The sequence below is a fragment of the Nitrosomonas communis genome (genome assembly GCF_900114745.1).
GTDB classification, from domain to species: Bacteria; Pseudomonadota; Gammaproteobacteria; order Burkholderiales; family Nitrosomonadaceae; genus Nitrosomonas; species Nitrosomonas communis_A.
Map to the genome: position 1 here is coordinate 18,519 of NZ_FOUB01000043.1, position 12,481 is coordinate 30,999.

Below are 12,481 nucleotides of genomic sequence, written 5' to 3' on the forward strand. Positions count from 1 at the left end.
CATATTTTTATCAATGAAAAGGGCTTACAGCATGACTAAAGCAAACCCGGTTGTACCCTGGATCGGCGGAAAACGCCGTCTGGCCAAACATATCCTGCCATTGTTTCCTGAGCATGAATGCTACGTGGAACCCTTTTGTGGGGCAGCAGCTTTGTATTTCATGAAAAGACAAACCCATGTGGAAGTACTCAATGACATCAACAGCGAGTTGGTCAACATGTACCGCGTGATCAAGCATCACCTGGACGAATTCACCAAGCAATTCAGATGGGCGCTGACCAGCCGAGAGATGTATAAGTGGCTGCAAATAACGCCAGTGGAAACGCTCACCGATATCCAGCGCGCCGCCCGCTTCTATTATTTGCAGAAGCTCGCTTTTGGCGGCAAGGTAGCCAGCCAGAACTTTGGCACCGCAACCACCACCGCACCCCGTCTCAATTTGCTGCGCCTGGAGGAAGAGTTAAGCCAGGCACACTTGCGGCTTTCGCAAACTTATATTGAGCACTTGGCATGGCAAGAATGTGTGCGCAAATACGACCGAGAACACACCTTATTTTACTGCGATCCGCCCTATTGGGGTACCGAAGGTTATGGTGTCGATTTTGGGCTGGAGCAGTATGCTCAGATAGCCGAGCTGGCGAAAACGATCAAAGGTAAGATGATCATATCAGTCAACGATATCCCGGAAATGCAAGAGGCATTCAAAGGGTTGACGATGCAATCGGTAGTGATTAACTACACCGTAGGTGGGCTGCAAGGGCGTGGACAACGCACCGAGTTGGTGATTCGTAACTTTTAACGATGGAGTAATTCGCGGGCTTTTGCAAAGCCAACCCACTTGCCGGAAAGATCTAAACCACGGTTGGCCAGTTGATTTCTGGCCATTTCATTGAGGTCGATTTGGCCATTGGCAGCAGCGAGGATTAACTTGAGCGGGAGAACTTGAATTGAGAGTAATTCGTCTTGGGTAAGTGTCGTTTGTTCTGTGTTCATTTTAACCTCCTTGTTAAGATGAACACATTGACGCTCTACCCGTTAAAAGAGTCAAGCGGTAGTACCAAATAAAGCGCAAAACAGTGCCAAATTACGCGAGAATTTACAACAAGATGAATATCTCGATTATTTAAGCTACTCAGCAACCTACCAACATGCGAGTTTCAAGTAAAGTGTTCGTTATGTAAAAGCAAGACCCGGGTCCGACGCTCACTTCGGCGCAATTCATAATTATCATTCTATAACAAGGTATTACACATAAATGACTCCTCATCCCTGTTTCACGCCAGTGACCGTCGGATTAATAGTCCGGGGCTCAATCGCTTATGCCTATAAATAGATGAAGAACCCAAAGTAGTTTTTTTACCTGGCACTGAACCGATGCGCACAAATTGAACCGGGGCCGAACCTGAGCCATCCATATGACGCGCTTTCGCCCTCCTCCCTCATGCAAAACAACAATTTACGTCGATTTCCTCCGAACTTTTTCTGAGCATTGTCCAGAAACCCAATGGCTGCGAACGCGAGCGGGGGAAACCGGCAGAAGTGATCCAAAATGGCCCAAGGTGAGGCCCGAGGGAATCTGATGAAGTAGCCATTCCTGCCCCGAAACGGGGCAGCAGCGATTAGCTATGTATGGATGTGGGGCCGACCTGCATTCACGTTAGAGTTAGTTGGAATAATGATCGTTGCCACTGAATTGCTGCCGGGATAACTGATGAATGTATGAATTCTAAGCATCTGTTCCCACTGCCAGGACTACCAGGGAATCTCTAGGGCTACTAAGCTCACACATCTATTGAAAAATTTTATCAACCTCTGTGCCTCTACACATTAATTCTATCCAGATTGAGTTAGAAGGTAATGATTTGCTAGAACATGAAAATCAATAAATCTAGGTGCCAAATAGCTCTGTCAAGCAAATTCGTAATATTCATAGCTCAGTGGTAACTAACAAGAGCCTCTTATCGTTGTCTCGAAATGCACGTCTACGTGCACCGTGTGTCTCACGCAGAATGACGTGAGGGACGGTTATTTTCACGCGAACTGGACCCCATGGACTTACCACACCAGGAACAGCGTTTTCAACTGACCCGTCATCGCATCAGCCTTTCCGACCATCACACAGACCATCGTCTTTGGGCTTGACATGGACAACCACGCGCGGACATTCTGAATCTCCATCTTTTTCGCTTGGCAAGTCGGCTGTTCACAGGTCGCATGGAACACTTTCCTTGGTTCTCCGAGTACGGCGACATTCTCAGCCGATGCCACGACGGTAGAACTATTCGGTCTCAGCACGGACAACGCCGTGTGATAGGAAAGCCGCGCGCCTTCGGGTACTTTCGACGGCTGTTATTGGGGACTCCCAAGCGCCCCACGAATAACATCGTCACCTTCGCCGTGAGGGACAGCAGAATAGACCACTGGCCGATCTTCTGTGCAGACTACATGGGCATAGGCTTCGCCCCAAAAGCCACAGACGTTACAACTCCATCGGCGGGCGACCCGTCGGCACTGACGCGACTACTGACGTCGCGCTGTGAACGTCCCCACAATGAACTTGGTGACCACCGCTCGGAACTCGTCCCCTCCGTCGGTGATCACGAACGCGATCGGAACCGGATCGCCGATCGGCGTCCCCGGAAATACTGCCTCGCTGGTCCCGGTGCCATCCGGATTGACGCTGTAAACGCAGCTCGTCGACGTCGACGGGATGGACTGCCCGTTTACGTTCCCGATCGAGCTCACTATGCAGCCGCCCTCACCATCAAAGAAGATGCGTCCCATGCTCGCGAAAGGCAGCGCCGGTACCACTGGCTGGTTCGGTCCACTGGCAACAAGTGCGCCGTACGATGAGTTGAATCCGTAATACCCCTTGAGGCTCTGGTTGCTAAAGCCGTGTCCGTCCCCGAGACTTCCATCGTCGCGCTCGGCCCACGCTAGCGAGATGCCGGCCATCACTGCCGCTACAGCTATGACACCTACAAAAACCCCTGCCCTAACCCACCGCACGCTCGTACGTCGTTTCATGTCTCTTCCTCCCGAGTATAGGAAAAATAAATACCCTTTTTAATAAGACCGAATATATTGTGTTTGATCAGCAGCAAAAGTATTGGTTCTGGCCCATTTTTACTCTTTACGCAAAAGACGCCTAAGGGGAACGTCAGCGCATTCAGGGAATGTGCTGAAAAGATGGGACTGGTTCCAGACTGACCCGAAAGGATCAAAAGCTTGCACAGGTGCTCTGGGTGGCACTCGGGAGGACAAGCCGAGATGATCAAAAGCTTTTAGTGATTGTACTGGATTCCAGAATGGTGGCGATGATTTTCAGGATTCTACCGCAAAGCGAGCAGCGCTCAATTATGAAAATCTAGACTTCTGCCAATTCACGTTTAATTCTGGATAATTCCAATTCAAGTTCAGATATCGGTTTCTGATGCTTGCCCATCACAAGGAACTTACCTTGTTTATCAGCATAAATCCAGTTCTTTAAAGTCCCCTTGGGTAAGGATAAACATCAGTATTAGAAATCCTGAAATAGTCTAATGCCACCAGATACATGACCGACAGACTCGGTTAGTGAAGTAGAAGCTAAAGTGTAGTCGAGTTGGAGATACGGACGGGAAGCGCTCATCGGAAGCACCGCCCTGGGCCTGCCGGGAGCGCACCGGAGGGGTAGCCATGCCCGCCCTGCACCCCCCGCAGCGGCCAGCTATGCGTGCGCCGGGTGTCGACTTGCACTGCACACTCTCCCCCGAAAGCGCGGGGAACGATGGGGACGCTTGCTCAAGCAGGTGTTCAATACCGACATAAAGTATTACCCACATTTTATGGTATAACCTTGAAGATCACCGCCATTATCCTAGATCCGGCACAAGCTTTACCAATACTGAATTTTTAATAAAAAAAGGCAGTTATTTTTCCTATACACAGACTAACCTGCGGCATCGCCAAACGCTGATCTATCAGAGCGCTCCGGGTCAGAAAGCGCAGGAGATGTCCTGTATACTTTGAGCTTCAGATAACTTTAGTAATTCTCGCATGAATATGCTCACCCTAATTTTTGATTACTCTTGGACCACCTTATGAGCGCTGACAGCAGCAATCCGAGGCTAGCGGTATTGATTGATGCAGACAACACACATTCAAGGTGATCGATATACTTGATGAATTGTTCGAGGAAATATCAAAATTTGGAGATGCGAGTGTCAGGCGTATTTATGGTGACTGGACACAAAATCAATTAAGCCGCTGGAAGGAAATTCTGCCTAAACATGCCATACAACCTATTCAGCAATATGCTAACACCAAAGGCAAGAATGCAACGGATAGCGCGCTGATTATTGACGCTATGGATCTGCTCTACACAGCTCCGTTGGATGGTTTTTGTATCGTTTCCAGCGATAGCGATTTCACTAGATTGGCGATTCGATTCCGCGAAGCTGGTAAAGTGGTCTACGGCTTTGGTGAGAAAAAAACACCAGAATCACTGCAAGCCGCCTGCAACGAATTCAAATATTTCGAAATTCTCCCGCAAAATAAGCAGATCGACATTGAAAACGGCCTTGCGGCACAAACGGAAGACACTTCCGGCAAACTCAAAGCGAGCTCGAAAAAGAAAACCCCAAAATCTGGGGTATCTTCGAGCGAAGTTGCAACCACTCCCGGTATCAAAAAAAGTTCTAAGGAACTGGCGAGCGACACCAAACTAGTTTCACTGATCCGTTCTGCAATTGAAGCGCTTTCCGATGAAAACGGCTTTGCTTACATGGGAGAGGTGAAAAAACATATCGTGAAAAACTTCTCGGCATTCGATTCGCGCAATTACGGTTACGCAAAATTCAGCGATCTCATCAAGACCATTGGTTTGTTTGAAGTAGATACTCAGAATCAACGAATTAGGGATAAAAAAAAGATGAGTGAGAGTCTGACTCTGTATCACTCATAAGGTGGAGCTATTAGTGGAGGGAACTGATTGGTATGAGTGTTAGTGCACCTCTCGTGATTTGAAAAGTGACCCATTGTCGATTAATACATAACTGTATCGTATATGTACAAAAAATAAGTTTTTTCGACTATAAATATTTGAAATGCTCAAAAGTTATTGGCGATTAGAATTATATTCTGCTAGATTCTCAACCATTTCCTAAACCACTAACAGGAGCATCTTCTATGAACAAGACTGAACTGATTGAAGCAGTTGCAATTCGTTCCAATACAACAAAAACTCAAACCGCTGCCATGCTTAATGGATTATTAGATATTATTCAAAAAACTTTGGCTGGCGGTAATAGTGTTCAGTTAGTGGGATTTGGCACTTTTTCCATTACAGAGCGTGCAAGCCGAGAAGGTCGCAATCCAGCGACAGGTAAACCTTTAACAATTCCTGCTAAGAAGGTCGTCAAATTCAAGCCAGGCAAAGTCTTGTCAGATTCTGCGGCAGCTATAAAGCCAGCGCCCGCCTCTAAATCAGGCAAATCCAAACCAACTGGAAAGAAGAAATAAATCCAGTTAAATAAGTTTTGCTTGCCGAGAAAGACGACATGCGGAGTGTCTAAGTCAGCACCAAAGAAACTCCTCTGAACTATCACTAATACATGACCGATGGCTCCGGTTGGTGAGGATAGAAGCCAAATCGAAGCCGAGTCGACGACAGGAGCGAAAAGCACTCATCGAAAATAAATCCCTGGCCCGCCGGAAGTGCACCGGATGGGGTAACCATCCTCGGCCGGCAACTGCCCCCCCCAGCGCCCCACTATGCGCGAAGAGCCAATTTGCGCCCCAACCGCCCCGGAACCGAGGCGGTTGGGGCCCAGCTGCACTCTTTTCAAGCTGCATTGCTTTCTTGATTCTGCCGATGCATTTATGGCTATCTCCATCCCAAAAAATACAGAAACGATAAGCCAGAAAATCAAATCCTTTTTTATAGACCTGTCTACTACACTTCTGTCTTGCTATTTGATACATTTTAATTCTGTATTAATGTGAGTTCGACATAAGAAAAGCTGTAAAAGCAACCGGAATTCCTTATGATGAAGTGGTTTTGGAAAAGAATCTCACCATGAGAGGAGTCAGATTCCCATGGATAATATAACGGTTTTTTTGTGCGAGTGACGAACTTTGTAAAGAGTTTGAGCCGCGTTGGGAGCAGCGCTTATTAGAGTCGTCGCTGAAACGGCGTCGGCGGCAAGAAGCGCTCCGTGTCTAAAAAACAGCTTGGAAACTCCTGTTTTATGTCAAGCGCCTCAACATAATGCGGGTCATGGCGATATAAACCCAGGCTTCATCCGTCCGGGAGAGACGCTCATAGCTTTTACTAAGCCTGCGTGAATGGTTCAGCCAGCTAAAAGTACGCTCGACTACCCCGCGACAAGGCAATAGTACAAATTTCCTGGTTTCCCTGCGGCGCAACACCCCCTCCAGGCAGAATTTAAACCGTTGTGCGACCCAGTCTACTAAACGACCGCCATAGCCACCATCTACCCAAATCCTCCTCAATTTTTTACACCCTCTGGGCAGATGTCGCAACAGCAGGCAGGCACCGTCACGGTCCTGCACACTGGCGCTAGTGGCTACCACCGTCAACAGTCATCCCAGTGTGTCTACCAGAATGTGGCGTTTACGACCATTGATCTTCTTGCCTGCATCGAAACCACGCTGACCAGGAATTGCGGTACATTTGACGCTCTGGCTGTCCAGGCAACCTGCCGTTGGTTTGTGTCGGCCACATTTTTCTCTCAAGCGAGAACGCAACAAATGATGAAGACGTTCCCATGTCCCGTTATAGGACCAGCGATAAAAATAGGAGTAAACCGAACTCCAGACCGGGAATTCACGAGGCAATTGTCGCCATTGACAACCTGTTTTTAGAACATACAAAATTGCATTGACCATCTGACGCATACTCAACTCTCGTGGCCTCCCCACGGGCGATACTGGCAAATATGGTTTCAAATAACGCCACGCCCCATCACTTAAGTTGCTCGGATAACATTTCTTTCGTTTTTTTGTAGATTCATCATATTGTCTGCTAATAGCAAAAAGACGTTCCATTAACCCAGAATTCACAATTTCCAAACGGTTTCTTAGCAGACAAAGCTATTTATCTGGCATCATAAAGCAGTTTCTATCGTATTTTACGTGATGCCGGTCAATTACATCACCGAGGTGGTATAGCGTAACCAGTTAAGAATGATTCAGAATATATAAAATTTGAAGAGCATCTCAACGGTTCGGTTTTGTTGTTTACGCAGTGCTTTGGCGTATGCCCATTTGTGCTAGATGAGACAATGAGAATACTCTTTGAATCATTTCTAGCTGGTTTTGCTATACAGCCAATCCAGCCACGACCAAGAAACCGACAGCTTATATTGCGGATGGGCCCAATCAAGTATGGTCATGGGATATTATTCTAATTTGCACTAGAAACTGCATTAATAATCCAATCCCAGCCGGTTATACTTTTGATTAAATCAGGAGTATTTTCGAGATCATATAATGCACTAACCAAATGATTCTCGAGCGCATCGATGCTGTCAAACTCCCGGTTATGAAAGTACTTTTCCCGCAGTTCGTCCCCAATATGCTCTTGCGGATTCAGTTCAGGGGAATACGGCGGCAGGAATAACAAACGAACATTCTCAGGTAAATGAAAATCCTTGCTCTTATGCCAGCCAGCGCCATCAACGATCATAATAATATTGTCACCAGAGTAACGATTGGCCATTTCATCAATAAAGATCTGCATACAATCGCTGTTGACATGAGGCCATACCAAGCTGTCGAAGGCCCCATCGAGGGGACTGACTGCGCCGCAAGCATACGTATACTCTTGCGTCACCATGGCGCTTACCACCGGTCGATCTGAACAGCGGCACCAACAATAGCACCTGTCTGCAATGCGGCCAAAGCGAGCTTCATCCTGAAACATCAAGCGTAGCGGTCGATAATTACCGCACGTAGCGATCATTTCATCTAATCGCTCCTTAATTTTTTCCAATCTTCGCGCAACGAGCTTTTCCCTGAGGATGAGCAGTATCTGGTGCGAGTTTACGCCAGCCGTGGCGTGCCAGCATTCGATAAATGGTTGAGAGGGCGACTGGCTTATCTAGCCGTTCCTCAATTTTCTCTTTAAGCGGAGGGACAACCACCACGCGGCCTTGCGCTGACCCCACCAAAATCTCACTCAGAATTTGCGCTTCTTGCTCAAGCGTGGCAATAGCGCGATTACGCAGCTCTCGTTTCGTTCGGGGTGCCTTCTCTTCGCCACGAGCGATTCTACCGTAACGCGTACGCTGGCTACACGTCCATCTGACTGAACGACCAATGACCTTCGCCGTTCGCTCTATCGATATACCCAATTCCAATGGGAACAATACTGCTTGGGCTGCCCTCAATTCAGCCGCTGTTTTAGCTGTTTTCAACACTTCTCGGGCCGATACCAATTGATCTGTTCCACTTGATTTTCTTGCCATAATTTTTTCCGCGTAATTCATGGCTATATTATTTTATTTCTTCATTTTTTAATGCAAATTGGAATTAGATGGTGATAAGCTTACTGGAACCGTTACTATTGATGATGGAGAAGATGTTGGACAATTGAATGGGTCAGTGACTGGAACCGGTTTTGGATCCTTCGCTGACTTTAAGATTAGCTGGGATGATGGAAGTGTTGGTTCGTACTTAGGTATGCTTGATCATGATATACGCTTAGTCGGCATCACTTTTTCTGTTGACGACCCTGTCACCCCAGCAACGTGGGCTAGCAGTTAGCACTTAGAGCCGCTAACACAAATCATAAGCGTGAGCAGATGATGGCGGCGGCCAGCGAGAGTAGCGCGAGGTGGACATGGAGCCTGTGCTCGAAACGGATGCGCAACTTGCCGAGTGAAATAACGAACAGAGAGTCTATACTGTCACCAAAGAAACTCCTCGAAATGATCACTGGCTACACGTCCGATGGCCCAGTTAGTGTGGATAAAAGCTCAAGCGAAGTCGCGTTGAGCTTAGGGAGAGTAAACTCCACGCTATCGCCCGTCTATGGGCCACTGGGAGCGCACGGGATGACTACCCCCATACCCACCCCGAAATTGCCCCGCATCGGCACACTATGCACGCGCCAGGGGCCGATTTGCGCCCCACCCGTCCCCGAACCGCGGCGTGCCGATCGAGGTTTATTCTGATCTTGCCGACATCCGCTCTGGCTTTGAGGACAAACCAGTGTCTGACTATTTTGCAGCGATTGTCCATGATCCGCTACGAAAGCGCGTAAATGGCAGTGAATCGTTGCTTTACCAAAAGCTGCGTGTATTGCGCTTCATCGACTGGCTAAAAGGACAAAAGAATAAAATACTATTGGTAGTCGCACATGAAGAAACAATGCGGGTATTTATCGCCTATTTTGAGGGAGGCATTGAGGATGATCAATTGAGGAAGATTCATATTGGCAATTGCGAATACCGCCATTACATGTTGAATTGCACTTAAATTTTCCAAGGTTACAAAAACTATTCAACGTTTCAAGCTATCATTGTCTACATCGATGATAAAAGCCTGTCCAAAACCAGCAACATATCGTCCACTTTCCTGACGTAATGCGAATAAATGAAAATCTGGTAAGGTACTTAACAGGCTGACAACTTTGCCAAATTTTTCCTGTAATGCTTGTATCTGCTGCGTGTAGGTTTCAGTATCTCGAATTATCTCTTCTACACTGCAATTTAACACGGCGCGCTCTCGTGCGAACAGATTATGAGATTCTGATTCTGGGTAAATAAACATTATTGATGCTTTTGGGTTGTTCAGTAAATCGACTGTATGACTCGCCAATTCACTGACATAGATATAATAGAGCCCAGTACCATCGCGCACAAAAGGTGCATAACTGATATTTGGGGCACCATTAGCTGAAGCAGTAGAAAGTAACAAGGTTCTTTGAGACGCGATTAGTTTTCGATAACGATTGGTAAGCTCATCGAATTCTTGCTGATTTATTTCGCTCATCGGAGAACACTGGCACTTCAATAGTTATAGGACAGACTATTTTATACGCTCAGTTTATAACTGACTAAGTTGTTTTGCTTAATTGCTAAAAAACTTGAGCAAAAGTGTCGGCACCGAAGGTACGTCTCAGGATTACCACCGGCTACATGACCTATGGCCCAATTGGTGAGATTGAAAGCTAAAACACGTGCTCGAGTTAGTAATACGGGCGGGAAGCGCCCACCGGAAGTGCCTCCCTGAGCCCGCCGGAAGCGCACCGGATGAGGGTAGCCATGTCCGCCCGGCAACCGCCCTGCAGTGGCCGACTACACGTGCAGGTACCGACCTGCGCTTCTCTTTCCGAAACGGCGAGAAAGCAGCTGACGCGTCTGCTCAAATGAATACTTCATATCGTCATTGAGCATTACCCGCATTGTGGCGAGGTTATGAAAGTCATCACTGCTATTCCGGAATTCGGCACAACCACTCAAATTCTTAAGTATTAGGGCTGGTCCTCCCGAACGCCGCTTAGAGCGCCTTTGCAGTTTTTTGACTCTTTCAGATCTATCTGGTCTCAAATTTGTCTACCTTAGATCTCTTTTTAATTGAGCTAACCTTTCATCTTGAGTGTTTTTCACTTTTCGCGTGTAAGGCAAAAATGATCTAAAATCTATTAATTTTTCTGTCAATTGAACACGATATTTTAGAATATTTAATCTTTATCAAAGTGTTTAGTATTTCATTACTCTTACTTCTTAAGAGAAAAGAGTGTTTATTTTTCCTATATCTCAATTGGCGAAACACAGCAAAAAACATTTTCATCTAACGACACTTAAGGTCAGTGTGCTCCGATGTTCGCATCCCTAATGAGCTTCGACATCAAGACACTGCTGGTCGCGGTTGCGCTGGCCACGACGCTCTCAGCGGTGACACGTATCCTGTTATGGCGCACTCATCCCGGGATACCCGGGCTCGGTCATTGGGCGGGGGCCAGCGTGCTGGGAACAATGGCACTTTTGATGATTGCTATGCGCAATGTTGTTCCAGAATGGTTGGCATTATCATTGGCACAGATGCTCATCGCGATGGGCTTCATTCTCATGTGGGATGGCTTCCGCCGGTTTGTGGGCCGCGCCCCGTTGTCGCGTCCAATTCTGATGGTCCTTATTGTGTTTGCAATTGGTTTGATTGTGGCTTCGAACGTGTTGCAGTCGTTGACCTTTCGCGCGTCGAGCAATGCCTTATGGATAGCGCTGCTTTCGGCCATGGTTGCACAGGAGCTATTATCGGCCGCCCGTCCGCGGGAAATCGCGATGCGCGTTTCGGGCTGGCTTTACGCGATCAGCGCAGCGCTATTCTTTGTCCGCGGCTTCGCAGTGGCGACGGGTGACGCAATCGTCGACCCGTGGAATCCGGATGGACTGGCCGCGTTGCTACTATTCTGGTGGCTGTGCTTCACTATGGGCGCGACGCTCGGCATGGTGCTCATGGCAAGTGAGCGGCTTCAGAAGGAGCTAGACCATCAGGCGAGCCATGACCCGCTTACTGGAGCCCTTAACCGTCGTGCCTTATTGATGTTTGCAGAAAAGGAGCTGGCCCGTTGCCGACGCAATGGACAACCACTGTCTGTGCTGATGATGGATCTGGACTACTTTAAGGCCATCAACGATCACTTCGGTCACCAGGGCGGCGATGAGTTCCTATGTCGCTTCGTGTCTTCTTCCCAGCGGGTATTACGTACCGAGGATGTGTTCTGCCGCTTTGGCGGCGAAGAGTTCCTAGCGCTTCTTCCGGGCATTACTTCCGAACAAGGGTTGCTGGTTGCGGAGCGCATCCGTAGCGCCTACCGTAGTGAGATGGAGAACATCACGACGCTTTCCCTTCCATTCAACGCCACGGTTAGTATCGGAATCAGCCAATACCGCCCTGAGGAAGAGATTGACGATGTCATCCGCCGTGCTGACACCGCCCTTTACCAAGCGAAAGCGAATGGGCGCAACCGATGCGAATTGATGGAATTTTGTGGAGCGGAGTAGGTTCCTCTAGACCTTCATCGAATACGCGACCAATAGCACCAGATAGTAAGGTCGAAAGCTCAAGCGAAGTCGCGTTGGGTTAGGGGAAATAAACTCCACGCTATCGCCCGTCCAAGAGCCGTCTAGAGTGCACCGGATGAACCCCCCCCCTCAACCGCCCCGCAGCGGCCGACTATGCGCGCCTGAGAGGCCGGTTTGCGCCCCACTCTCCCCCGAAACCGCCGGGGCAGGCCGACACCGTCCTCTACCGTCAACTAACCCGAATATTGCACGAGCATCAAAAATAAGAACGAATTTGTCAGAAATTTATTTTTAATTCGATGAATCGTATTTCTAGTCGGAATTTGTTGTTAAACATTATGCTTTTTTGTCTTTTCTGGTGGAGCTATAGCAAAAAATGGGGATTTCTTCAGCTAATAGACATAGCTCACCCCCGCCTAGCTATTTGATGCGGTAAACGGAGATTC

At 47.9% G+C, this 12,481-nt stretch carries 11 protein-coding genes and 3 pseudogenes; 6 read left to right on the forward strand and 8 right to left on the reverse strand.

The genetic code is table 11. The features are described 5' to 3' along the window. Window positions 1–31 precede the first annotated feature (31 nt). A complete protein-coding gene (locus BM122_RS14310) occupies window positions 32–799 on the forward strand; it encodes a DNA adenine methylase (RefSeq protein ID WP_074906230.1) in 768 nt (255 codons plus the stop codon). Here BM122_RS14310 and BM122_RS14315 read toward each other — a convergent pair. Further along, window positions 796–993, reverse strand: a complete 198-nt coding sequence (locus BM122_RS14315; protein ID WP_074906231.1) for a hypothetical protein — start codon at window positions 991–993, stop codon at window positions 796–798. The two genes, BM122_RS14310 and BM122_RS14315, sit on opposite strands and share 4 nt — an antisense overlap. A 1,527-nt stretch (window positions 994–2,520) precedes the next feature. Next, entirely contained in the window at window positions 2,521–3,027 is a 507-nt protein-coding gene (locus tag BM122_RS14325) for a hypothetical protein (RefSeq protein WP_074906234.1), read from the reverse strand. A 1,055-nt stretch (window positions 3,028–4,082) separates the two neighbouring features. On the opposite strand from BM122_RS14325, the pseudogene BM122_RS14330 reads away from it, so the two are divergent. Both BM122_RS14330 and BM122_RS14335 read left to right on the forward strand, forming a co-directional pair. Then, window positions 4,083–4,945 (forward strand): annotated as a pseudogene (locus BM122_RS14330) (NYN domain-containing protein). Window positions 4,946–5,169: 224 nt separating this feature from the next. Beyond that, complete coding sequence (locus BM122_RS14335) at window positions 5,170–5,502, forward strand: HU family DNA-binding protein (RefSeq protein WP_074906235.1); 333 nt, start codon at window positions 5,170–5,172, stop codon at window positions 5,500–5,502. A 54-nt stretch (window positions 5,503–5,556) separates the two neighbouring features. Here the strand turns inward: BM122_RS14335 and BM122_RS14340 are convergent, their stop codons facing one another. The 5 genes and pseudogenes from BM122_RS14340 to BM122_RS22505 form a co-directional block, all read right to left on the reverse strand. Next, window positions 5,557–5,964, reverse strand: coding sequence for a hypothetical protein (locus BM122_RS14340; protein ID WP_074906236.1), 408 nt, complete (start codon window positions 5,962–5,964; stop codon window positions 5,557–5,559). Window positions 5,965–6,228: 264 nt separating this feature from the next. After that, window positions 6,229–7,032, reverse strand: a pseudogene (locus tag BM122_RS14345) (IS5 family transposase). A gap of 376 nt (window positions 7,033–7,408) precedes the next feature. Continuing rightward, window positions 7,409–7,996 (reverse strand): IS630 family transposase, encoded by a 588-nt coding sequence (locus BM122_RS24265; protein ID WP_218152094.1) that lies wholly within the window; start codon window positions 7,994–7,996, stop codon window positions 7,409–7,411. Beyond that, window positions 7,983–8,471, reverse strand: a complete 489-nt coding sequence (locus tag BM122_RS14355; RefSeq protein ID WP_074906248.1) for a winged helix-turn-helix domain-containing protein — start codon at window positions 8,469–8,471, stop codon at window positions 7,983–7,985. Before BM122_RS14355 ends, BM122_RS24265 begins: the two co-directional genes overlap by 14 nt. 320 nt (window positions 8,472–8,791) lie before the next feature. Next, window positions 8,792–8,884: pseudogene (locus BM122_RS22505) on the reverse strand (IS5/IS1182 family transposase); the annotation flags it as partial. 272 nt (window positions 8,885–9,156) lie between these two features. Between BM122_RS22505 and BM122_RS14365 the strand changes: the two are divergent. Further along, complete coding sequence (locus BM122_RS14365) at window positions 9,157–9,483, forward strand: histidine phosphatase family protein (RefSeq protein ID WP_074906240.1); 327 nt, start codon at window positions 9,157–9,159, stop codon at window positions 9,481–9,483. Between the two features lie 24 nt (window positions 9,484–9,507). On the opposite strand, the gene BM122_RS14370 is transcribed toward BM122_RS14365, so the two are convergent. Beyond that, window positions 9,508–9,999 carry a HugZ family pyridoxamine 5'-phosphate oxidase gene (locus BM122_RS14370; protein WP_074906241.1) on the reverse strand — a complete coding sequence of 164 codons (492 nt, stop codon included), beginning with the start codon at window positions 9,997–9,999 and terminating at the stop codon, window positions 9,508–9,510. Window positions 10,000–10,186: 187 nt separating this feature from the next. Here BM122_RS14370 and BM122_RS22510 point away from each other — a divergent pair, with 187 nt between their 5' ends. Further along, window positions 10,187–10,399, forward strand: a complete 213-nt coding sequence (locus tag BM122_RS22510; protein ID WP_143083456.1) for a hypothetical protein — start codon at window positions 10,187–10,189, stop codon at window positions 10,397–10,399. 445 nt (window positions 10,400–10,844) lie between these two features. Further along, window positions 10,845–12,014 carry a GGDEF domain-containing protein gene (locus BM122_RS14375; protein WP_074906243.1) on the forward strand — a complete coding sequence of 390 codons (1,170 nt, stop codon included), beginning with the start codon at window positions 10,845–10,847 and terminating at the stop codon, window positions 12,012–12,014. Window positions 12,015–12,481 lie beyond the last annotated feature (467 nt).